Origin of the sequence: Pleomorphomonas oryzae DSM 16300 (genome assembly GCF_000422965.1) — a bacterium.
GTDB classification, from domain to species: Bacteria; Pseudomonadota; Alphaproteobacteria; order Rhizobiales; family Pleomorphomonadaceae; genus Pleomorphomonas; species Pleomorphomonas oryzae.
Map to the genome: position 1 here is coordinate 292,742 of NZ_AUHB01000003.1, position 21,642 is coordinate 314,383.

Sequence of the window (21,642 nt, forward strand, 5' to 3'; positions counted from 1 at the left end):
GGAACGCCGCCCTGCCCAGAAGGGGCGGCGTTTCCTTCATTGCCGGGCCGCTTTCCGGCTGCCGGCGGGCTTGTCCCTCGGGGTGAGGCCGCCGCATCGGAGGGCGGCCCGTTTCTTTGATCGGCAATAGTTGGACCAGCTATCATGGCGAACGCTCAACCGCTGCTATCCGTGCGCGGAGTCAGCAAGGCCTTTCTCGGAGTGTCGGCACTCGAGAATGTCGATTTCACGCTGCAGGCCGGTGAAGTGCACGCCCTTCTCGGCGAGAACGGCGCAGGCAAATCGACCCTTATCAAGATTATCACTGGCGCATACCGTCGAGACGAGGGCGAAGTCCTGCTTGAAGGAACGCCCATCCATCCGCGTGACGTCGTCGATGCCCAGAAGCTTGGCATCGGCACGGTGTATCAGGAGGTCAACCTCCTGACGAACTTGACGGTAGCCGAGAACCTGTTCCTCGGGCGCCAACCCAAGCGCTTCGGTCTGACTGACGTCCGCGAGATGAACCGCCGGTCGAAAGCGATCCTCGATACTTATGGCCTCGACATCGACGTTACGGCGCCGCTTGCCAATTTCTCGGTTGCCATCCAGCAGGTCGTCGCCATCGCCCGCGCCGTGGACATTTCAGGCAAGGTGCTGGTGCTCGACGAACCGACCGCCAGCCTTGACGCGCACGAGGTGGAGATGCTGTTCGCCGTGGTCCGGCAGCTCCGGGCCCGTGGCATGGGCATCATCTTCATCAGCCATTTCCTCGATCAGGTCTACGAGATCGCCGACAGCATCACCGTGCTGCGCAATGGCCGGCTGATCGATACTGTGCCCGTCGCCGGACTCGACCGCCTGAAGCTGGTTTCCATGATGCTCGGCCGCCAGCTCGAGGCCGATATCAAGCGCACGATCGATCCCAACACGGCGCAGTCCGAACCGCTGGTATCGCTGCGCGGCCTTGGCAAGCGTGGCAACATCGATCCGCTCGATCTCGATATCCGCCAGGGCGAAGTGGTCGGCATCGCTGGTCTGCTGGGCTCCGGCCGCACCGAGACCGCCCAACTCGTGTTCGGCATCGAGCGCGCCGACAGCGGCACCATCAGTGTCGCCGGCACGCCGGTCAACATGTCCTCGCCCCGCAAGGCCATCGCCCAGGGCTTTGCCTTCTGTCCCGAAGATCGCAAGACCGACGGTATCGTCGGCGACCTGTCGGTGCGCGAGAATATCATCTTCGCCCTTCAGGCCCAGCGCGGTTGGATGCGGCCCCTCTCCCGCTCCGAGCAGGAGGCGCTTGCCGATCGCTATATCGCCGCGCTCGACATTCGTACTTCCGATCGCGAAAAGCCGATCAAGTTCCTGTCCGGTGGCAACCAGCAGAAGGTGCTCCTGGCCCGCTGGCTCGCCACCAATCCGCGCTTCCTGATCCTCGATGAGCCGACCCGCGGCATCGACGTCGGCGCTCACGCCGAAATCATCCGTCTGATCATCGATCTGTGCGAGCGCGGCATGGCCCTTTTGGTGATTTCGTCCGAACTCGGTGAGCTTGTCGGATACTCCTCTCGCATCATTGTCTTGAGAGACCGCAAGATGGTCAGCGAGTTGACAGGCGACGAAATTTCCACCGACCACATCATGAAGGCCATCGCGTCGCATGACGCGACTGGGGAGGCAGCGTAATGGCCGTTCCTACCATCGTCCGTGAACGGACACCTCAATTGATCGTTCTTGTGGTGATCCTCGCGCTCAACGCAATCATCTCGCCTGGCTTTTTCTCGATCGAGATTCAGAACGACCGTCTCTATGGCTCGCTGATCGACGTACTCAATCGCGGCGCGCCGGTGACGCTTTTGGCCATCGGCATGACGCTGGTGATCGCCACCAAGGGTATCGACCTGTCGGTCGGCGCTGTGATGGCCATCGTAGGTGCCGTCGCGGCGTCGTTGATCACGTCCGGTTACTCGCTGCCGGCGACGCTGGCCGGTTCGCTGTTCGTGGGCCTTGCCTGCGGTCTCTGGAATGGCGCCCTGGTTGCGCTTCTCGACATCCAGCCGATCATCGCCACGCTGATCCTGATGGTGGCTGGTCGAGGCATAGCTCAGCTGATCACCGAAGGTGTCATTCTGACATTCAACGACAAGCCCGAGCTTATCTTCGTCGGCTCCGGCTCATTCCTGAGCCTGCCCATGCCGGTGATCATCTGGGTGGTCGTTGCCATTCTGGCCATCTTGGTGGTTCGTCGCTCGGCCCTCGGCCTTCTGATCGAGGCGATCGGCGTCAACCGGCGCGCTTCCACCCTGTCCGGCGTCAACTCTCGAGTCATCCTGCTGGCCGTCTATGCGGTATCGGGGCTCTGCGCAGCCGTCGCTGGCGTCATCGCCGCCGCCGATATCAAGGGCGCCGATGCCAACAATGCCGGTCTCTGGCTGGAAATGGACGCCATCCTGGCGGTCGTCATTGGTGGCACATCGTTGCTCGGAGGACGCTTCTCGCTCGTCGGTTCGCTGATGGGCGCCATGATCATCCAGTCGCTCAACACCGGTATTCTTCTTGCGGGCTTCCCGCCAGAGTTCAACCTCATCATCAAGGCGGTGATCATTCTGATCATTCTGATCGTCCAGTCGCCAGCCAGCCAGGCGGCCATGGCCGGCTTCCGGACCAACCGGCATACCGTGGCGGTCAAGACCGAAAACAGGGAGCACGCGGCGCGATGAAAAATTCCAAGTACCTGCCGCTGATGGCCACCTTCGTGGTCTTCGTACTGGCTTACATCATCTGCATTTCGGTGTTCCCGAATATGCTGTCGACCCGGGTCGCCGGCAACTTGCTCACCGACAATGCCTTTCTGGGCATCACCGCTGTCGGCATGACGTTCGTGATCCTGTCGGGCGGTATTGACCTGTCCGTCGGCTCGGTCATCGCCTTCACCGGCGTGTTTCTGTCGGTCATTTTGAGGGACACGTCGATCCACCCCCTGGCCGCCTTTGCCATCGTGCTGGTATTGACGACGGCCTTCGGTGCGGCGATGGGCGGCATCATCTTCTTCCTGGATATGCCGCCCTTCATCGTAACGCTGGCCGGCATGTTTCTCGCCCGTGGCATCTCCTACCTGCTGACGACCGAGTCGGTCCCCATTACCCATCCGTTCTATTCGACGCTGCAGGACATCTACTTCCTGATGCCCGGCGGCGGCCGGCTGACGCTGATCGCCATCATCATGCTGGTGGTGTTCGCCGTCGGTATCGTGCTTGCCCAGCGTACCCGCTTCGGCACCTACGTCTACGCGCTCGGCGGCAACCTCACCTCCGCCCAGCTGATGGGTGTACCGGTGGCCAAGACGACGATCGGCATCTACGCCCTCTCGGGCTTCCTCGCCGGCCTGTCGGGCATCGTCTTCTCGCTCTACACCTCGGCCGGTTACTCGCTGGCGGCCGTTGGCGTCGAGCTCGATGCTATCGCCGCCGTGGTGATCGGCGGTACCTTGCTCACAGGCGGCTATGGCTTTGTCGCCGGCACCTTCCTGGGTATCTGCATCCAGGGTCTGATCCAGACCTACATCGTGTTCGACGGTACACTGTCGAGCTGGTGGACGAAGATCGTCATCGGTCTCCTGCTGTTCGGGTTCATCGCTCTCCAGCGCGGCCTGATGTGGATGTCCGAGCGCAGCGCCCGCAACATGCGCCATGCTTCGGCCGCCCAGCCGAGCAGTGCCTGACGGCGCCGATCCCTTTTGGAAAGCGAAACCGCCGCCGGAGCGATCCGGCGGCGGTTTCTTTTGACCGCTCGAGGATAAAGGCCGATTATCGATCGAGATAATGCACGGTTGGCAGGTCGCGCAGCCGCTGCGCGGCCGTCTCCGGCGTCAGATCGCGTTGCGGCGAACCGAGCATCTCGAAGCCCACCATGAATTTCTTCACCGTCGCCGAGCGAAGGAGCGGCGGATAGAAGTGGGCATGAAACATCCACTCCTCATGCATTTGACCATCGGTCGGCTTCTGGTGGAAGCCCATCGAATAAGGGAATGACGTCTCGAACAGGTTGTCATAGCGGACGGCGATGTTCGACAACGCATCGGCCAACGAAGCGCGCTCGCCGGTCGTGAACTCGTCGAAACCGCCGATACGGCGCTTGGGCAGGACCATGGTCTCGAACGGCCAGATCGCCCAATAGGGCACCAGCACAGCGAAATGGTCGTTCTCATGAATGATGCGCTCGCCCAGCTTTAGCTCTTTCTCGACATAGTCCAGGAGCATCGCCCTGCCCTTATCCTTGAAATAGGCGAGCTGGCGATCGGTCTCCTTGGCGGTCTCGTTCGGCATGTGCCGGCTCGACCAGATCTGTCCGTGCGGATGCGGCTGCGAACAACCCATTACTTCGCCGCGGTTTTCGAAGATCAGCACCGAGCCGATATCCGGCTTCGATCCGAGATCGACGAACTGCTCGACCCAGGCATCGACGATATAGGTGATCTCCTCGACCGACATGCGCGACAGTGTTTGGTCGTGGCGCGGCGAGAAGCACAGCACCCGGCAGATGCCGGACTCGCCTTCGGCAATCATCAGCCCGTCGTCGTCGAGATAATCCGCCGGTGCGTCGGGCGTCAGCGCCGCGAAGTCATTGGTGAAGACGAAGGTGTGCTTGTAGTCCGGGTTGCGCTCGCCGTTCATGCGCAGATTGCCGGTGCAGAGATTGCACTTGGGATCATGCGCGACACCGGCAACCGGCGGCAGCTTTTCCACCTGCCCCTGCCAGGGACGCTTGGCCCGGTGGGGCGACACCAGCACCCAGTCGCCCGTGAGTGGGTTGAACCGGCGGTGGGGATGATCGGCGAATGCGTTCATGATTGTTCCATCCTGGCCGATGGGCCGGTCGGCGACCGGTCGGAACGCCAGAGCGTCCCAGGAAATGGGGCGGAGCGGCAATGCCGGCTTCCGCCCGCCGTTGTCACTCACCCCGCGAGCGGACCAACGCCTTGCTGCGGCGAACAGGCGAAGATAGTGGACTTGAGACCCGTGGACTTTTCATAGGCCGTCTTCACGTTTTCCATGAAGGCATCGGCTGCGCCGGCTTCGACGAGACTGACCGTGCAGCCGCCAAAGCCGCCGCCGGTCATCCGCGAGCCGAACACGCCCGGCTGTTTCTGAGCGATATCGACCAGCACGTCGACCTCCTCGCAGGAGATTTCATAATCGTCGCGCATCGACGTATGCGACTGATTCATCAGTGCGCCGCACCTGACCAGGTCGCCGGCTGCCAACGCGTCGGCCGCCTCGACCACTCGCTCGTTTTCGCTGACGATATGGCGGGCGCGGCGGTAAGTAACGTCCGAAAGCAGCGCCTTATTGGCTTCCAGGCCGGCCGGCGTCACGTCGCGAAGCGCCTTGATGGGGCCGAGCACCGGCGAAAGCAGGCGAACGGCTTCCTCGCAGGAGGCGCGACGCTTGTTATACTCGCCGGATGCCAGCTCGTGATGGACCATCGAATTGGCGACGACGATGCTGGCACGCGGATCGATCGGGACCGGCCGCTTCTCGAGGCTGCGGCAATCGATCATCAGCGCATGGTCGTGCTGGCCATTGCAGGAAATGAACTGGTCCATGATGCCGCAGCGCATGCCGACGAACTCATTTTCGGCCTTTTGGCAGAGCTTGGCCAGTTCCACCTTGTCGATGGGCAATCCGGCGACGGTCAGCAGACTATAGCCGATCGACACTTCAAGCGCCGCCGATGACGACAGGCCCGACCCCACCGGCACCGACGAAGCGACCAGAATGTCCGCGCCCTTGAGTCTCTTGCCGGCACTGGCCAGAGCGACCGCCACGCCGAACACGTAATCGGTCCAGTCGTGCTTCGGCTGGGGAGCAGGATCGTCCAGATCGAACTCACGAGTCTCGCCAATCTTGCCCGAATGGACACGGAGGATTCTGTCCGCGCGCGGCGCTACGGCAGCGCGTGTTTCATATTCAAGCGCTGCCGGCATGATGAAGCCGTCGTTATAGTCGGTGTGTTCGCCGATCAGATTGACGCGTCCCGGCGCCCTGATGAAAAACGGCTCACTGCCGTAAATATCCTTGAATCTCGCTTTGAGCTCATCGACGCTGAACATGTTGGCTTCCCGCCTCCCGAAGGTCATGGCCGGCGCCCCCTCCGAAACGGCTGCCGACATGGATGAATGCGCTGGTGCAATCGCGCCGCTTCGGGCTCACGCAGCGAGGCGACGTCTTCTTATAAACAGCATAAAACAACCCGGCAAGCTCCGGGTGCTTGCGCGCCTTTGCGTATGACAGCGGATTTCCGCAGCCTCGACGGCAGCGGAGCTGGCCTCGCGACCGATCGAATTTACCTTAGGGCAACCCTTGTATCCGTCCGTGCTCGGCTCGGAACGCCTTCGGACTGCATCCGGTATAGCGGCGAAACACCCGGCTGAAATAGAGCGGGTCCTCATAGCCGACTTGAGCGGCAATCTGCTTTACCGGGCTCGGCGTGACCAGGAGAAGATGGCAGGCGAACTGGATCACCTGTTCTTCGCGCCATTTCAGGATCGATCGTCCCAGCGTCTGAGTGAACAGATGAGCAAGGCGCGACGGCGACAGGCAGACCGCCTGCGCGATTTCCGCCACGGAAAGTGGGCGATGCAGATTGTCAGTGACGAACTTGCAAGCCATCAGCAGGCGCTGGTCGAAGTGGCCCGGCGGCGCCGTGGCCCGGTCATTCTTGGCGCAAAGCAGAATGACCCTTTCCAAGAGATTCATGGCGAGTTCCATGGAAAGAAGGTCGGTATTGGCCGACCAACTCGCCACTTCACCGAACAATGTCTCCAGCGTCGCCACCAGCGACTTGTCTTCGACCCGCTGCACGAAGAACGCCCCGTGCACTCCACGCCAAGACAACCAGCCGCTCCAGAAGGCGCGTGGCTGGAAATAAATCCACCGGTGCCACCACTCCGACGCTCCGGGTGCCCGACCGTAATCGTGGATCGCCCCCGGGGGGAACAGCACAAGATCACCCGGCTCAACCGTGAAGCGGTTCTCGCCATCGAAAACCTCGCCGCTGCCTTTGACGGTTAGGTTGACGATCCAGCCGCGCATGCCCTCGGGGCGTTCAATGCGAAAGTCCAGAGGACCACCCCGCTCGATCGGCGTAATGCCCGCGACAAGTCGGGTGTCAAAATGGAAGCCGGGGAACAGCGGCGCCACAAAGGGGTCAGCCGACGTCTGACCCTCAGTCTGCAAGAGAGACAAACGGCGAATGACGCTTTCGACCTGGGCCGGAGCGGAAAGGGGTGTGGCAGTATCGTCCATGTAAAAAGCTGGATTAGCCCTTTGGGAAGCAGATGGCGCGCACTATAATCCTCGCAATCAAAATGAGCAATAACAGCGGCTTGGTTTCCCTCGCCGACAAGGAGGAAGAGGCTGGACATTTCGCATGAGAAGCGAAATTCGTCCGCATCGCGGCTAACGCTTAAGCGAAATCACGTGGCATGTTGTTGGAGCGCCATCGGGTGCGCCGCCACCCCGTGAAGCTGGCTGGGATCCGTAGTCATCAAGTGAGGAGTACGTAAGCGTCGCCCGCAACTCGGCGCTTATACCGAGACCGACGCTCATCGTTGAGCTATCTAGCCTGCTGGCCGTGTCATGACTCGCGGCCTGTGGAAAGACTCATGCTGGAGGCAGCAACCTATGAAACTCAAGGAACTCCGCGAACAGGTCTGCGAGGCCAATCTCGAGCTCGACCGTCGCAAGATCGTCGTTCACACCTGGGGTAACGTCTCGGGTATCGATCGCGAAAAGGGCTACATCGTCATCAAGCCGTCGGGCGTCTCCTATGATAAGCTGACCCCCGACAAGCTGGTGGTTGTCAACCTTGCCGACGGCAAGGTACTCGAGGGCGACCTCAACCCCTCCACCGACACCAAGACTCATCTGGTGCTCTACCGGGCCTTCCCGACCATCGGCGGCGTCACCCACACGCACTCGGCCTACGCCGTCGCCTGGGCGCAGGCCCGCAAGGAAATCCCTTGCTTCGGCACCACGCACGCCGACTATTGCCACGGGCCAGTGCCGATGACGGCGCCGCTTACCGCCGAGGAAGTCGCGTCGGACTACGAAGGCAATACCGGCGAGGCCATTGTCCGGCGTCTGGGCAATGAAAATCCACTTGCCAAGCCGATGGTGCTGGTTGCCGGGCACGGCCCGTTCACCTGGGGCAAGAACGCTCCGGACTCGGTGCTCAACGCCGTCTTCCTCGAAGAGATCGCCCGCATCGCCACCACCACCGTGATGCTCGCGCCCAACGCCGGCCCGGTCGAGGAATATGTCTCGGAATACCACTACCAGCGCAAGCACGGCCCTGGGGCCTGGTACGGCCAGAAGAAGGCCTGATCGTCGCCTCGTATTCATGAAGGCGAATAAGGCAAGGACAACAATTTTCTAGGAGGCAAGGAAATGTCGCTCAAGGACATCACGCGGAAGCCGAAGATCGGTTTCCTCGGCATCATGCAGGAACTCTACGACAACACGCTGCCGGGCATCACCAAGCGGCAGGAAGGCTATGCCCGTGAGGTTTCGGCCCGCCTGACCGGCGTTGCCGACGTGCTGTTCCCCAAGGCGGCTCGTTGCCGTGAAGACATCGAGGAAGTGCTCAAGATCTTCGCCGCCGAGGAAGTCGACGGCATCATGATCGTCAACCTGACCTACGGTCCGGGTCTGCGCCTCGTCAATGCCTTCCGCGATGTGTCGACGCCGCTGTTCCTGGCCAACATTCAGCCGGAACCCCGCGTCACCAAGTCGTGGGACATGGCCGACCTCACCTATAACCAGGGCGTCCACGGCGTTCAGGATACGGCCAACTCGCTGATCCACCTCGGCAAGCAGTTCTCTGTCTGGTCGGGCGACTGGAAGGATGCCGAGTTCGTCAAGGCTTTCGACGTGTTCGCCTCGTCGGCCCATGCCGTCGCCGTCATGAAGAAGACCAAGGTCGCCGTGTTCGGCCGCATGCCGGGCATGGGCGACATCCTGACCGACCCGCACACCTTCATGCGCGTCATCGGCCCGCAGGTCGACCATATCGGCATGGGCCCGGTGGCAGCCGAGATGGACAAGGTCAACACCCAGGAGATCCAGGCCGTCATCGCCTACTGCAAGGCCAACTTCGACATGGATCCGAAGCTGACCCAGCCGCAGCTTGAGGAGGCCGCCAAGATCCAGGTCGCCCTCACCAAGGTGCTCGAGGCCGGTGAATACGACGCCTTCTCGCTCTATTTCAACGAGATCGGCCTCGACGGTCGCTTCAAGCAGACCCACATGATGGCCGCCTCGAACCTAATGGCCGATGGCTACGGCTACGCCGCCGAGGGCGACACCAACTGCGCCTCGCTGATGGTCGCCGCCCGCGCGCTACAGGCCGATCCTCAGTTCACCGAAATGTACGCCATGGACTTCGAGCTCGATGCGGCTCTGCAGAGCCACATGGGCGAAGGCAACTGGAAGATCGCCCGCAAGGACAAGAAGCCGCGCCTGATCGATCGTCCGCTCGGCATCGGTGGTCTCGACAATCCGCCGACCGTCCTGTTCCAGGGCGAACCCGGCCCGGCCACGCTGGTCAGCCTCGTCTCGCTCGGCGCTGACAAGTATCGCCTCGTCGTGTCACAGGGCGAAATCCTCGACACCGAGGAACTGCCCACCGTCGAGATGCCTTACTTCTTCTTCAAGCCGGTCACCGGCGTGAGGGAATGCCTCAATGGCTGGCTGAAGAACGGCGGCACGCACCATCAGGTCCTGCACCTCGGCGATACCCGCGCCAAGTGGAAGGCCTATTGCGAACTCGTCGGCATCCAGTACGTCGAGGTCTGAGACGACCGCTCCTCCCAAGCAAGCGGAACTGGGCCGGCGAAAGCCGGCCCTTTTGTTTGTGTGCACGGTTCGGCCGGTGATCTCCGGAAGCGATGCCGGCCATCGTCAGAAACCATTTGCGCCAAAGAGCCCGAACGGCATTAATCGCTCCTCGAAATCAAAGCCCAAAGGCCAATTATTCGGGGAGAAAAGTCATGCAGTATCGCAAATTCGGCCGCCTGCCGGTCGACGTGTCCGACATTGGCTTCGGCGCCTGGCAGATCGGTGGGGCCTGGGGCGAGGTCACCGAGGCCGACGGCAGGGCTGCCCTCGAAGCGGCGCTCGAGGCGGGCGTCACCTTCATCGACACCGCCGATGTCTACGGCGACGGCCGTTCAGAGAAAATCATTGCCTCGGTGTTGAAGGAGTGGAAGGGCAAGCGCCCTTATGTTGCCACCAAGGCCGGCCGGCGCCTCAACCCGCACGTTGCCGCCGGCTATACGCCGGAGAATATCGAAGCCTTTATCGACCGCAGCCTTGCCAACCTCGACGTCGAAACGCTCGACCTCGTGCAGCTTCATTGCCCGCCGACCGAAGTGCTCTATACCCCTGCCCTGTTCCAGGGACTTGAGGCGATCAAGGCCAAGGGCAAGATCCGCAACTACGGCGTCTCCGTCGAAAAGGTCGAGGAGGCGTTGAAGGCGATCGAATATCCCGGCGTCGTCTCGATCCAGATCATCTACAACATCTTCCGCCAGCGGCCTGACAGGCTGTTCTTCGAGGAAGCCAAGAGGCGCGGAGTCGCCGTCATTGTTCGCGTGCCGCTGGCCTCCGGCCTGCTCTCGGGCAAGATCACTGCGCAGACGAAATTCGCCGCCGACGATCACCGTCTGTTCAACCGTCATGGCGAGGCGTTCGACGTCGGTGAGACGTTCGGCGGCGTGCCCTTCGAGGTGGGCCTTCAGGCCGTCGAGGAGATTCGCCAGCTGGTGCCGGTCGGCCAGAGCATGGCCGCCTTTGCGCTGCGCTGGATCCTGATGGCCGATGCCGTCAGCGTCGTCATTCCGGGCGCCCGCAACGCCGAACAGGCACGCGGCAATGCCGCCGCCTCGGACCTTCCGGCCATCCCGGCCGACGTGATGGCAGCAACGCGCGAAATCTACGCCCGTCTCGTTGCTCCGCACGTCCACCAGCGCTGGTAAACGATCCCAGGCAACTCCATTGCTTTCGGCGGAAATCCTAGCGATTTCCGCCGTTTGCCTTCAGGTCTTGGAGCTGTCGCAATTGTTGCCCGAAACAGACCGGCTTGCGAAAAGCATGTGCGGAACGGATGCCGCCGGGGCTTGACCCAGTGCCGCAGAATCTCTAGACAACTTCGCAACGGAGCTGTGGCCGAGAGGCTGAAGGCACTGGTTTGCTAAACCGGCGTACGGGCTTAAACCCGTACCGAGGGTTCGAATCCCTCCGGCTCCGCCACTTTCTATCTTTGATCTTCCGAGTGCATGGCTTTCAAAGCCCGGATCCTGTCGTCTCGGCGAAGGTGGGGACAGGTAGCGTTGCCTGGAACTCGGTTGGCGTGCAGTTGAGTTCGCGCCGGAACACGGCATACATGTAAGGCAGCGACGTGAAGCCGCCGCGAGCGGCCACCTCGGCCAATGACAGCCGGCGATCGGCCAGCATTTGCTGGGCGCGCTCGAGCCGAAAGGCGAGCATGTCGTCGTGCACGGTCCAGCCGAAGGCTTTGCGGAAATGCATGTCGAGCGTCGCTCGCGATACGCCGACATAGGCCGCCACCTGCGCTACCTTCGCCCCTTGGGCGGCGAACTGGCGAATGTAGTGGCGCGCTCGCATGATGTAGGGGTCGTAAGTTGGCTGGTGGCGAGACGAAGCCAACGCGTTGAGGCCCTTTGGCGGCACGAGAATGCGTGTCTGCTCCAGTCGGTCACCGATCAGTCGACGATGCAGCATCTCCGCTGCGATCCGGCCCATTTCGCGCGTGCCTTGACGGACGGAACTGATCGGTATGCGGGCCAGCATCCTCAGGAGCTGATCGTCATCTATGCCAACCAGCGCCACCTCCTCGGGTACGGCGATTCCGGCCATGATGCAGGCCTGCAGGACTTGTCGTGCCCGAGCGTCGGTCACCGCGATCACGCCAACCGGTTTCGGTAGGCCAGTGAGCCAATCGATGAGCTCACCGAGAATGCTGTCCCAGTCGAGACCATCGTTGAAGTGCCCTTCGAATAGCAGTGGATCGAGGCCGTCCCGGCGGCATATCCGACAGAAAGCTGCCTCCCGTTGCTGCGCCCAACGATTGGTTGGAGCCGGCGGTTGGCTGTAGAAGGCAAAGTGGGGCAGCCCCATCTCGACCAGATGGTCGTAGGCTGCCGAGACAAGGGCGAAATTGTCGGTGGCGACATAGGGAACGTTGTTCGGATAGTCGGCCGTTCGTTCGTAGGATCCGCCGACCGCCACGACCGGCAACCGGCTCTGGCTGAACAGGCGTTCGAACTCAGGATCGTCGAAGTCGGCGATGATGCCGTCGCCCGACCAGTCGCCAATGCTGCTGATCGCCCCACGGAAATCCTCGAACAGCAGGAAATCCCACATTACCCGTGTCGACTGAACATAATCGCTGACGCCGGCGACCACGCTTCGGCCGTAGGCTCCCTTCGCCTTCAGCATCAATGCCACGCGAAACGAATTCACTCCCGCCGCCATCGTGCTTGTGACCCTTCCCGATTAAGCCGCCATTGTGTTCAACGTGGCTCCTGTACGCCCTCCCCGCACTGAGCAAATGGTCTACCTCGTCTGAAAAAATTGCCGGTCTGGACTGGATTATAAAAAAACATAATCCCGATTTGCAAACCGCCTCCATTAACGTCCGCCCTATCCGGTTCGCGCCGAGAGGGAAGCTTCGTAAACGATCGTATTTTCGTTTGGCTGGGGCGCGCGTCGAAAGGGAGGAAGAAAAATGAAAAGGTATGCAGTACTTGCTGTGCTTGCAGTGGGGATGTTCGCTTCGGCTCCTGTCCTCGCTGAGACTGTCAAAGTTCTTTCGATCGAGCCAAATGTGAAAGAGGGGCGTGATTTTTACGCTTCGGCGATCGAAAAATTCGAAAAAGCCAACCCCGACATCAAGATTCAATTCGACTATCTCGACGACACGTCATTCAAATCCAAATTGCCCACGCTGCTGCAGTCCTCGGCCCGACCGGACATCTTCTACACCTGGACCGGCGGCGTCTTTCATGAGCAGGCCGATGCCGGCGTGCTCAAGGACATCTCCGGCGAGGTCGACAAGAAGACGCTCGACACCTTCGCCCCCGGCGGCATCAAGGCGCTCACCTACAATGACAAGCTCTATGGCCTTCCGATGTATGCTGGCGTCGTCGTCCTGTTCTACAACAAGGAGCTGACCCAGAAGGCCGGCGTCGATCCCACGACCATCAAGACGTGGGACGATTTCCTTGCGGCGGTGAAGACCATCAAGGACGCGGGGATTACGCCCATCGTCGTCGGCGGCAAGTCCAAATGGCCGCTTCAACACTACTATGGCTATCTCGCCACCCGCATCGCCGGCGTCGACGGTATCGCGGCCGCCAAGGCCGGTGAGAACGATGGCCTTGCCGGACCGGACTTCGTGAAGGCCGGCGAAGAGTTCAAGAAGCTCGCCGATCTCCAGCCCTTCCAGCCCGGGTTCATGGACACGGACAACTCCAAGGCCGGCGGCCTGTTCGGCGACGGTCGCGGCGCCTTCATTCTGGCCGGCAACTACATGATCGGGGCGCAGAAGCGCAATTCCACGTCCGGTCAGGGCATCAGCGACGACAAGCTTGGGTTCATCCCCTTCCCGGTGATCACAGGCGGCAAGGGAGATCCGGCGGATACATTTGGCGGCATCAACGGTTGGCTGGTGTCCAAGAACGCCACGCCGGCCGCTTCCAAGTTCCTCGCCAGCCTGATGAACCTCGACAATCAGACCGTCAGCGCGGGCATGGATCTCTGGCTGCCGATCGTGAAAGGCGCCGACGCGGGCATCAGGAACGCCAACGTCAAGGCCATTGCCAACCTTCTCGCGGCTGCCCCACACCATCAGCTCTATCTCGACCAGGAGCTCGGCGCCAACGTTGGAGCGGCGATGAATGACGCCTCTGCCGAACTTGCGACTGGCGACATCTCACCGGACGAGGCGGCGCAGATGGTCGAGGAAGCGCACCAGATGCACTGATCCACGCTCACCGGCAAGTGCATCCGGGGGAACCGCCAAGGTTGTTCCTCCGGGTGCGACTGCCTCCGGGTTCGGTCTAGAGCCCGTTCCTGCCGGCGCTCTTCATGTCGCTCGCCGACCGATTACGAAAAGACTTGTCCATGACCTCCACCCATCCCGCGGCGCCTTCTGGCGCACGGCGGCGACCGAGCGGCTTTTCACGCATGCGTTCAGACGGTAGTTTGACTGCGCTGATGCTGTTCCTGCCGCCGGCCGTTCTTCTTTTCAGTCTGTTCGTGATTTGGCCGATCTTCACCGCGGTCGACCTCAGCTTCTACAAATGGAACGGCTACGGCGATGTCACCAACTTCGTCGGCTTCGATAATTACGGCATCCTCCTGAAGAACTCGATCTTTCATCAGTCGCTGTTCAATTCGTTCAAGCTGCTGCTGGCTTCGATTTTTCTGCAGATTCCGCTGGCTCTCGTCTTGGCGCTGCTGCTCTACCGCAAGACGTCGGCCAATACCGCCTTTCGCCTTATCTTCTTTGCCCCCTATATTCTGGCCGAAATCGCCACCGGCCTGATCTGGAGCTTCATCTTCGACGGCGACTACGGCGTCTCGGCAATGGTGGCCGACAAGCTCGGCAGCGAACCCTTCTATATCCTCGCCGACAAGCAATGGGCGTTCTGGACCATCATTACCGTCGTCGTGTGGAAGTATTTCGGCTACCACATGATGATATTCATCGCCGCGCTGCAGGCGGTTCCGACCGACCTGATCGAGGCGGCGGAGATTGATGGCGCCAGTCCGCTCAAGACCATCTGGTACGTCAAGCTGCCGATGATCCTGCACGCCATCAAGCTCAGCGTGCTCTTCGCCATCACCGGCGCATTGCAGGTGTTCGACATCATCATCCCGCTCACCAATGGGGGGCCATCGAACTCCACCCATTCGATCGTCAGCTTCCTCTACACCTTCGGCCTCGCCCGCATGAACGTCGGCTTCGGGGCCGCCGTCGGCGTGGTGCTGTTCATCCTCTGCGTCGGCACGGCCTTCAGCTACAAGCGCCTGGCGATCGACAAGGGAGGCCAGCTATGAAGCGCAGCAGCCTCCTCTCGCAGCTTTTGCGCGCAGCTTTCCTCACCTTCATCGCCGCGCTCGTCATCCTGCCGCTGCTTGCAACCTTCCTCGGTGGATTCAAGACGCTGGGTGAGCTCAGGGCAGCCCCCTTCGGCTTCCCCTCACACTGGAGTTTCGATGTCTTCATCGACATTCTGACCGGTCCGGTGTTCTGGACCTATCTGCGCAACTCGCTGGTGATCTCGCTGTCGGCGGTGGTGCTGACGCTGTTGTGCGCCTCCATGGCGGCCTATGTCTTCGCGCAAATCCGCTTCTTCGGCTCGCGTTACCTGCAGTCCTACATGCTCCTGGGGATGATGTTCCCCTTCGCGACCGCCATCGTGCCGCTGTTCTTTCAGATCAACCGCTTCGGTCTGCTCGACAATCCACTCGGCATCATCCTGCCGCAGACCGCCTTCTCCATGGCTTTCGCGGTCATCCTGCTCAGGAGCTTCTTCCAGCAGTTGCCCAAGGAGCTGTTCGAAGCAGCCTACGTCGATGGCTGCGGCTATGTGGGCTTCTTCTTCCGCTTCACGTTGCCATTGTCGACGCCGATTCTCGCCACCGTCGGCACCTTCGTCTTCGTCCAGAGTTGGAACAACTACCTACTGCCGCTGGTGGTGCTCAACGAGCAATCGCTGTTCACCTGGCCGCTCGGCATCATGCAGTTCCGCGGTGAGTTCATCGTCGAATGGAACCGCATCCTTGCCTTCGTGTCGCTGACCATTCTGCCAGCGCTCGTCTTCTTCACCTTCACTCAGAAATACATCGTGGCCGGCCTTACGCGCGGCTCGGTCAAGGGTTGAGAAATGTCCCGTCCTGTTATCACCAATCCCATCCTCAAAGGTTTCAACCCCGATCCGTCGATCTGCCGCGCCGGCGACGACTACTACATCGCCACCTCAACCTTCGAGTGGTTTCCCGGCGTGCAGATCCACCATTCGCGCGATCTCATACACTGGGATCTGGTCTGTCGGCCGCTGAACCGGCCGAGCCAACTCGACATGCGTGGCGAGATGGACAGCTGCGGCGTCTGGGCACCCTGCCTGACCTACGCCGACGGCCTGTTCTGGCTTGTTTTCAGCGACATGAAGCGTCGCGATGGCTCGGTCAAGGACGTGCACAATTACCTCGTCACGGCGCCCTCGATCGAGGGGCCGTGGTCGGACCCCATCTACCTCAATTCGTCTGGCTTCGATCCGTCGCTCTTCCACGACGATGACGGTCGCAAGTGGATCGTCAATGTGTGGTGGGACTATCGTGGTCGCCCGCCGCGCTTTCCCGGAGACAACAGTTTTGCCGGCATTGCCTGCCAGGAATACGACGTCGCGGAAAGGAAACTGAAGGGACCGATCACCAACATCTTCAAGGGAACCCCGGCAGGGTTGACCGAAGGTCCGCATCTCTATCGCCGGGATGGCTGGTATTACATCATGGTTGCCGAGGGGGGTACCGGATATAACCACGTCGCAACGATGGGGCGATCGCGTACCCTCGAAGGCCCCTATGAGCTCCATCCGGATACCTATGTCGTCACGGCACGCGGCAATCCGACGGCTCCGCTGCAGCGAGCCGGCCACGCCGACCTCGTGGACACACCCGCCGGCGAAACCTATCTCGTCCATCTCACCGGCCGGCCGATCGCCGGATTGCGCCGCTGCCCGCTTGGCCGCGAAACGGCGATCCAGAAGATCGAATGGGGCGCCGACGGCTGGCCACGGATTGCCGGCGGCAAGCTGACGCCAAAGCTGAAGGTCGAGGCGCCCGACGTGCCGGCCCACCCCTTCCCTGCTGCACCGGAAGAGTCCCGCTTCTTGCCGGATGCCGGTCTGCCGAAGGATTTCCAGTGGCTGCGCACCCCCTACGGAGAGCGTCTCTTCTCCCTTGCCGATCGGCCCGGCTTTCTGCGCCTCTTCGGGCGCGAAGCGATTGGTTCGTGGTACGAGCAGGCGCTGGTCGCCCGTCGTCAGACCGCTTTTGCCTATGATGCGGAAACCGAGGTCCATGCCGACCCACAGATCCACATGCAGCTTGCCGGCCTCGTGGCCTACTACAACCGCTTCGCCTACCACTATCTGGCGCTGACCTTCGATCAGCAGGTCGGTACCTGCCTGCAGGTCATCTCCTGCAACGGCACGCAGGGCGGTGGACAGACCACAATCGGGCTCGCCGAACCGGTCCCCGTACCGGCCGGCAAGCCGGTGCGCCTCAAGGTAGAGGTGCGGACGACGACGCTGATCTTCTTCTACGCAACCGGGTCGGACGATTGGAAGCAGGTCGGAGGCATCCTCGATGCCTCGATCCTGTCGGACGAATGCGGGGCCGGCGAGCACGCCAACTTTACCGGGGCGTTCGTCGGCATGTCCGCCAACGACATGAGCGGCCAGGCCATGCCAGCCGACTTCGCCTACTTCCGCTACCGCGATCTCGACGCGTAAGGAACCGACCGTGGCAACGCTCGAATTCAAACATGTGAACAAGACCTTCGGCGCCGTGGAGGTGATTCCGGACGTCTCGCTCTTCATCCCCCACGGTTCGTTCACCGTCTTCGTCGGCCCGTCGGGCTGCGGCAAATCGACCCTGCTGCGGCTCGCTGCCGGTCTTGAAGATATTAGCGATGGAACTCTGGAAATCGATGGCAAGGACGTCACCTTCGCTCGGCCGACCGAGCGCGGTATCGCGATGGTTTTCCAGTCCTACGCGCTCTATCCCCATATGAACGTGGCGCAGAACATCGGCTTCGGTCTCAAGATGGCAGGCAAGCCGAAGGCGGAGATCGCGCGCAAGGTACATGAGGCAGCGGCGACGCTGCAGCTCGACACGTTGCTCGACCGTAAACCGGGCGAACTGTCTGGAGGACAGCGCCAACGGGTTGCCATCGGCCGCGCCATCGTACGCGAGCCCAAGGTATTCCTGTTCGACGAGCCGCTCTCCAACCTCGATGCCGCACTCAGGACGCAGATGAGAGTAGAGCTTGCCGAGCTGCACAAGCGGCTGGGCGCCACCATGGTCTATGTCACCCACGACCAGGTCGAGGCCATGACGCTCGCCGACCAGATCGTCGTGCTGAACAAAGGGCGTATCGAGCAGGTCGGCAGCCCGCTCGAGCTCTACAACCAACCCAAAACGCTGTTTGTTGCCGGTTTCATCGGCTCGCCGAAGATGAATTTCATCACCGGCGATTATGCCACCCACCGCCAGGTATCCACCTTCGGCGTCCGGCCCGAGCATATCGACATTGTCACCTCCGGCGCCCATTGGACCGGTAGGGTACAGTTCAGCGAAAGGCTCGGCAGCGACACCTATCTCTACGTGGACGTGCCAGGGACCGGTCGCCTGACGGTCCGGGCGATCGGGGATGCTGCGTTCGTTGGTGGAGAGACCATCGGTCTTGCCCCGCGGGCAAACACGTCTCATGGCTTCGACGCCGACGGGCGGGCTTGTGCCGTCAGCGAGTAGACCGACCGCCCCAGCCAACACTGGATAGGAAGCTGGAACTTACGATTTGAGCCTCGCGTCCATCCAGTCGCGGAGGACTGCTGCGTGGCTTTGTTCGGGATCCTGAGCGGCCGTCAGCAAGGTGACCGGTCCCTTGCGGCACCAGTCGACACATTGTTCGACCTCAGTCGGATGGGTAGCAAGCTCGGCCTCATAACGCTCGCGGAATTCCGCCCAGCCGCCGGAGCCGGCGTGGAACCATTTGCGCAAAGCGGTGCTGGGCGTCACCTCTTTGGGCCAATCGTCGGGGCGAAGACGCTCCTTTGATATTCCTCTAGGCCAGAGCCTATCCACCAGCAGGCGTGCTCCGATCATCGATTCCAGGGGGTCGTATACCCTTGCCACGACGAGAGGAAACCGAGCCATGAGAGCACCTTCGCACTTTACGAGGCCGATTATGCCAAGCTTGAAAATTCCAGCCGGCATCAACGCGTGAGACCATGACATCAGGCGAGGACCGACACCACGGGCGATCAGGCGGCACGAACGATCTTGAGAAGCCGTCGATCTTTTCAACAGGGTCGAGATTCTTCCGACGGTCGATACCACTCTCCGGTGTCGACAATCAAACCTAACCGCCGAACTCGGCGCGCGACAGTGCAACGAACTCAGCCTCCGGCACTTCTTCCATGAATAAGGTGAGCGCGTCGATAACGACCGGCTGACGCAGGCTGTCGGCGAATAGCTCGGTCAGGTGATCGCCAACCACTGCTCGCAGCTCTTCCGGCACCGGACCGGTCAGTGACATATGGAAGCGGAATCGCTCGAAGACATAGGGATAGCCCCACGTCTTGAGGTTCTCGACCTCAAGAGCGTCGAGGTTGGGCTTGTTGCGACGAGCGAATTCCTCAGATCCCATCGGTGCCCGAAAACGGTCGAACTCAGATACCACGGCATCGGCGAGCACTCCCAGCGCGGCGGGCGCCTCCTCGGGAACCAGCGCGAAGAAGCTGCCGATGCGCGCCACCTTGAGACGCCCAATGTCGAGCGGCGGCTGCCGCCGGGCGAAATCACTGGCGGCGGCCTGCAGATCCCACGAATGGAGGTCCGGCTTGAGGCGCATCGGTGGTTTCAGCGTCGCATGGAAGCCATAGCGGCGCGGATCGGTGACCAGCGGCTCCCAGGCCGGAGGCAAGGTTCGCGCCGGCACCCGGCCGCCAAAAGCGTCGCGACCGAGCCAGCGTACTGCGGTGCGCGTCAGCGGATGATCGACCGACGGAGCGTAGTAAAGCGCGTAGCGAGCATGGTGCTGCATGGTCATCCTCGGGCGTGACGGTCGGCGATCGCTTCGACCAGTTCGGCAAAGCGTCGCCCAGCCTCCGAGAGATCACCGCTGTTGTCGACGGTATAAACAGTTAGTCCGACCGGCAACGATGGTTTCGGGCGGTCGACACGAGCGCGGATCTCAGCCGCCGTTTCGCGCCCGCGCGCCGTGAGCCTGGCAATGAGGCACTCGCGGTCGGCGGTAACCTGGATCACCGCAAGCGTGGGATAGATGGCGGCGAAATCGGCGAGCGCGGTACGACTACCGTTGGCGACAAGGCAGCGGCCGGCACGTATCGCCTCGATCGTCGGTGCGGGAATGCCATAACCGTGACCGTGCGCGCGCCAGGATACGGCGAATCCGCCCGCGGCGGCCGTTGCCTCGAACTCATCGTGGCTTATCGGTTGGTGCGCCTCGCCGCCGGCATCGCCAGCCCGCGTTACCATCCGCCGCACGAAGACGATATCGGACCGCCGGGCAAGACAGGTGGCTGCCAGCTCCATCAGACTGTCCTTGCCGGCCCCAGATGGACCGACGACGACGATCATGCACCCGCTCGGCGCGGTATCGGGTCCGTCCATCACGCCACCCGCCGCCCCTCGCGCCAGACCGCTCGCACCACCGGCACACCTTCCTGACGATGGACGCGGACCAGGTCTGCGCGCAGCTCGGCCGCTATGCGGCCGCGATCGGCAAGCCCGACGCTTCGGGCCGGCGTGGCCGTGACCATGGCAATGGCGCGCGAAAGATCGATCCCGTTGTCGGCGAGAACGAAGGGCGCGTGGATCAGACTGATCGGCACGTAATCAGACGACAGAACGTCGAGCACGCCGGCCTCGGCAAGATCGCCAGCGGCAATATTGCCCGAATGGGATTTGCCACGCACGATGTTGGGCGCGCCCATCAGCACGGAGATGCCTGCGACATGCGAGGCGCGGGCGGCCTCCATGGTGGTCGGAAACTCGGCGATGCGGATACCATGGCTGGCCGATTCAGCGACGTGGTCGATGGTCGCATCGTCGTGGCTGGCCAGCGCGATGCCACGCACCCGGCAATCGGCGGCCACAGCCTCCCGGTTGGGACCGGAATGGCGCGCGGAAGCTTCCTGCCTTTTGGCGACAAAGGCGGCGAAGGCCTCATCGGAGAGGCCGCGTTTTTTCTGATAGTAGAGCGTGTACTGATCGAGGTTTTGGAACTGACGCTGGCCGGGCGAATGATCCATTACCGAGGCGAGATGGACCAGGGGGTCGTTATGGAAGGCTTCGTAGTCGGCGAGCATATCCGGAGCCGACACTTCGCAGCGCAAATGGATGAGATGGTCGGCACGAAAGCGCCCCTGATCGCGCCCCTCGTGGAGCGCATCGGCGAGTGCCCGCATCTCGCCCGGCGCAAAGCCACCGTCCTCGTCGGAGCCCATGCGCAGGCAATCGAACACCGTGGTGATGCCAGCCGTCGCTACCTGGCCGTCGTGTGCCTGGATGGCGGCAATCGTGTCCCAGCGCACACCAGGCCGCGGCGCGTAATGCACTTCCAGATGGTCGGTGTGCAGTTCGACAAGACCTGGAATGAGATAGTCGCCGCCGAAATCGATGCCACTCCGCGCCGGCCCCTCCGTCACCTCGGCGATCCGACCATTGCGGACAATCACGCCACCGGTGACGACGCGATCCTCCAAGACGAGGTTGGCATTGCAAATCTCAAAATCGCAAGCGTCGGTCATATCAGGTCTTCTTC

19 protein-coding genes and 1 tRNA gene are annotated in these 21,642 nt (G+C 61.8%); 12 read left to right on the forward strand and 8 right to left on the reverse strand.

Features of this window, described 5'->3' with window-relative positions:
* The first annotated feature begins 141 nt into the window (after positions 1 to 141).
* From ytfR to yjfF, 3 genes are read left to right on the forward strand one after another with little or no spacing between them, the layout of a single operon-like run.
* Complete coding sequence (ytfR, locus tag G522_RS0106745) at positions 142 to 1,665, forward strand: galactofuranose ABC transporter, ATP-binding protein YtfR (RefSeq protein ID WP_026790380.1); 1,524 nt, start codon at positions 142 to 144, stop codon at positions 1,663 to 1,665.
* On the forward strand, positions 1,665 to 2,699 hold the full coding sequence (locus tag G522_RS0106750; protein ID WP_026790381.1) for an ABC transporter permease: 1,035 nt from the start codon (positions 1,665 to 1,667) through the stop codon (positions 2,697 to 2,699). Before ytfR ends, G522_RS0106750 begins: the two co-directional genes overlap by 1 nt.
* The gene (gene yjfF, locus G522_RS0106755) at positions 2,696 to 3,700 is read left to right on the forward strand and encodes a galactofuranose ABC transporter, permease protein YjfF (protein ID WP_026790382.1); all 1,005 of its coding nucleotides are present in this window, start codon (positions 2,696 to 2,698) and stop codon (positions 3,698 to 3,700) included. Before G522_RS0106750 ends, yjfF begins: the two co-directional genes overlap by 4 nt.
* Before the next feature lie 85 nt (positions 3,701 to 3,785).
* Here yjfF and G522_RS0106760 read toward each other — a convergent pair whose 3' ends face one another.
* The 3 genes from G522_RS0106760 to araC all read right to left on the reverse strand — a co-directional run bounded on the left by G522_RS0106760 (position 3,786) and on the right by araC (position 7,286).
* Positions 3,786 to 4,826: a UDP-glucose--hexose-1-phosphate uridylyltransferase gene (locus G522_RS0106760; protein WP_026790383.1), complete on the reverse strand. Its 1,041-nt coding sequence runs from the start codon at positions 4,824 to 4,826 to the stop codon at positions 3,786 to 3,788.
* Positions 4,827 to 4,933: 107 nt separating this feature from the next.
* Positions 4,934 to 6,118 carry a galactokinase gene (locus G522_RS0106765; RefSeq protein WP_245586603.1) on the reverse strand — a complete coding sequence of 395 codons (1,185 nt, stop codon included), beginning with the start codon at positions 6,116 to 6,118 and terminating at the stop codon, positions 4,934 to 4,936.
* Between the two features lie 211 nt (positions 6,119 to 6,329).
* Positions 6,330 to 7,286, reverse strand: a complete 957-nt coding sequence (gene araC / locus G522_RS25925; RefSeq protein WP_084632936.1) for an arabinose operon transcriptional regulator AraC — start codon at positions 7,284 to 7,286, stop codon at positions 6,330 to 6,332.
* 378 nt (positions 7,287 to 7,664) lie between these two features.
* On the opposite strand from araC, the gene araD reads away from it, so the two are divergent.
* The 4 genes from araD (at position 7,665) to G522_RS0106795 (ending at position 11,291) form a co-directional block, all read left to right on the forward strand.
* Positions 7,665 to 8,366: an L-ribulose-5-phosphate 4-epimerase AraD gene (gene araD / locus G522_RS0106780; protein ID WP_026790385.1), complete on the forward strand. Its 702-nt coding sequence runs from the start codon at positions 7,665 to 7,667 to the stop codon at positions 8,364 to 8,366.
* 63 nt (positions 8,367 to 8,429) lie between these two features.
* Positions 8,430 to 9,836, forward strand: coding sequence for an L-fucose/L-arabinose isomerase family protein (locus G522_RS0106785; RefSeq protein WP_026790386.1), 1,407 nt, complete (start codon positions 8,430 to 8,432; stop codon positions 9,834 to 9,836).
* A 194-nt stretch (positions 9,837 to 10,030) separates the two neighbouring features.
* Positions 10,031 to 11,017 carry an aldo/keto reductase gene (locus tag G522_RS0106790; RefSeq protein WP_026790387.1) on the forward strand — a complete coding sequence of 329 codons (987 nt, stop codon included), beginning with the start codon at positions 10,031 to 10,033 and terminating at the stop codon, positions 11,015 to 11,017.
* A 180-nt stretch (positions 11,018 to 11,197) separates the two neighbouring features.
* Positions 11,198 to 11,291: transfer RNA gene (locus G522_RS0106795), tRNA-Ser, on the forward strand.
* Positions 11,292 to 11,324: 33 nt separating this feature from the next.
* On the opposite strand, the gene G522_RS25930 is transcribed toward G522_RS0106795, so the two are convergent.
* Positions 11,325 to 12,524, reverse strand: a complete 1,200-nt coding sequence (locus tag G522_RS25930) for a DNA-binding transcriptional regulator (RefSeq protein WP_210162897.1) — start codon at positions 12,522 to 12,524, stop codon at positions 11,325 to 11,327.
* A 265-nt stretch (positions 12,525 to 12,789) separates the two neighbouring features.
* On the opposite strand from G522_RS25930, the gene G522_RS25935 reads away from it, so the two are divergent.
* The 5 genes from G522_RS25935 (at position 12,790) to G522_RS0106825 (ending at position 18,605) form a co-directional block, all read left to right on the forward strand.
* A complete protein-coding gene (locus G522_RS25935) occupies positions 12,790 to 14,046 on the forward strand; it encodes an ABC transporter substrate-binding protein (RefSeq protein WP_036838346.1) in 1,257 nt (418 codons plus the stop codon).
* Between the two features lie 104 nt (positions 14,047 to 14,150).
* Complete coding sequence (locus G522_RS0106810; protein WP_051228398.1) at positions 14,151 to 15,125, forward strand: carbohydrate ABC transporter permease; 975 nt, start codon at positions 14,151 to 14,153, stop codon at positions 15,123 to 15,125.
* Entirely contained in the window at positions 15,122 to 15,952 is an 831-nt protein-coding gene (locus G522_RS0106815) for a carbohydrate ABC transporter permease (RefSeq protein ID WP_026790389.1), read from the forward strand. Before G522_RS0106810 ends, G522_RS0106815 begins: the two co-directional genes overlap by 4 nt.
* 3 nt (positions 15,953 to 15,955) lie before the next feature.
* Positions 15,956 to 17,584, forward strand: coding sequence for a glycoside hydrolase family 43 protein (locus G522_RS0106820; RefSeq protein WP_026790390.1), 1,629 nt, complete (start codon positions 15,956 to 15,958; stop codon positions 17,582 to 17,584).
* 10 nt (positions 17,585 to 17,594) lie between these two features.
* On the forward strand, positions 17,595 to 18,605 hold the full coding sequence (locus G522_RS0106825) for an ABC transporter ATP-binding protein (protein ID WP_026790391.1): 1,011 nt from the start codon (positions 17,595 to 17,597) through the stop codon (positions 18,603 to 18,605).
* A gap of 39 nt (positions 18,606 to 18,644) precedes the next feature.
* Here G522_RS0106825 and G522_RS30475 read toward each other — a convergent pair whose 3' ends face one another.
* The 4 genes from G522_RS30475 to G522_RS0106845 form a co-directional block, all read right to left on the reverse strand.
* The gene (locus tag G522_RS30475; RefSeq protein WP_342663879.1) at positions 18,645 to 19,091 is read right to left on the reverse strand and encodes a DUF488 domain-containing protein; all 447 of its coding nucleotides are present in this window, start codon (positions 19,089 to 19,091) and stop codon (positions 18,645 to 18,647) included.
* 124 nt (positions 19,092 to 19,215) lie between these two features.
* Positions 19,216 to 19,899 (reverse strand): DUF1045 domain-containing protein, encoded by a 684-nt coding sequence (locus G522_RS0106835; RefSeq protein ID WP_036838349.1) that lies wholly within the window; start codon positions 19,897 to 19,899, stop codon positions 19,216 to 19,218.
* Positions 19,900 to 19,901: 2 nt separating this feature from the next.
* The gene (gene phnN / locus G522_RS0106840; RefSeq protein ID WP_245586605.1) at positions 19,902 to 20,456 is read right to left on the reverse strand and encodes a phosphonate metabolism protein/1,5-bisphosphokinase (PRPP-forming) PhnN; all 555 of its coding nucleotides are present in this window, start codon (positions 20,454 to 20,456) and stop codon (positions 19,902 to 19,904) included.
* A 32-nt stretch (positions 20,457 to 20,488) separates the two neighbouring features.
* Complete coding sequence (locus tag G522_RS0106845) at positions 20,489 to 21,628, reverse strand: alpha-D-ribose 1-methylphosphonate 5-triphosphate diphosphatase (RefSeq protein ID WP_026790395.1); 1,140 nt, start codon at positions 21,626 to 21,628, stop codon at positions 20,489 to 20,491.
* Positions 21,629 to 21,642: the final 14 nt, after the last annotated feature.

Bases quoted from the DNA above. Each gene is read 5' to 3' on its own strand.
- G522_RS0106785 (WP_026790386.1), top strand. From the start codon at position 8,430: ATGTCGCTCAAGGACATCACGCGGAAGCCGAAGATCGGTTTCCTCGGC.
- G522_RS0106835 (WP_036838349.1), bottom strand. From the start codon at position 19,899: ATGCAGCACCATGCTCGCTACGCGCTTTACTACGCTCCGTCGGTCGAT.
- G522_RS0106765 (WP_245586603.1), bottom strand. From the start codon at position 6,118: ATGACCTTCGGGAGGCGGGAAGCCAACATGTTCAGCGTCGATGAGCTC.
- G522_RS0106815 (WP_026790389.1), top strand. From the start codon at position 15,122: ATGAAGCGCAGCAGCCTCCTCTCGCAGCTTTTGCGCGCAGCTTTCCTC.
- araD (WP_026790385.1), top strand. From the start codon at position 7,665: ATGAAACTCAAGGAACTCCGCGAACAGGTCTGCGAGGCCAATCTCGAG.
- phnN (WP_245586605.1), bottom strand. From the start codon at position 20,456: ATGATCGTCGTCGTCGGTCCATCTGGGGCCGGCAAGGACAGTCTGATG.
- G522_RS30475 (WP_342663879.1), bottom strand. From the start codon at position 19,091: ATGTCATGGTCTCACGCGTTGATGCCGGCTGGAATTTTCAAGCTTGGC.
- G522_RS0106845 (WP_026790395.1), bottom strand. From the start codon at position 21,628: ATGACCGACGCTTGCGATTTTGAGATTTGCAATGCCAACCTCGTCTTG.
- G522_RS0106810 (WP_051228398.1), top strand. From the start codon at position 14,151: ATGTCGCTCGCCGACCGATTACGAAAAGACTTGTCCATGACCTCCACC.
- araC (WP_084632936.1), bottom strand. From the start codon at position 7,286: ATGGACGATACTGCCACACCCCTTTCCGCTCCGGCCCAGGTCGAAAGC.
- G522_RS0106750 (WP_026790381.1), top strand. From the start codon at position 1,665: ATGGCCGTTCCTACCATCGTCCGTGAACGGACACCTCAATTGATCGTT.
- G522_RS0106760 (WP_026790383.1), bottom strand. From the start codon at position 4,826: ATGAACGCATTCGCCGATCATCCCCACCGCCGGTTCAACCCACTCACG.
- G522_RS25935 (WP_036838346.1), top strand. From the start codon at position 12,790: ATGAAAAGGTATGCAGTACTTGCTGTGCTTGCAGTGGGGATGTTCGCT.
- G522_RS0106790 (WP_026790387.1), top strand. From the start codon at position 10,031: ATGCAGTATCGCAAATTCGGCCGCCTGCCGGTCGACGTGTCCGACATT.
- yjfF (WP_026790382.1), top strand. From the start codon at position 2,696: ATGAAAAATTCCAAGTACCTGCCGCTGATGGCCACCTTCGTGGTCTTC.
- G522_RS0106820 (WP_026790390.1), top strand. From the start codon at position 15,956: ATGTCCCGTCCTGTTATCACCAATCCCATCCTCAAAGGTTTCAACCCC.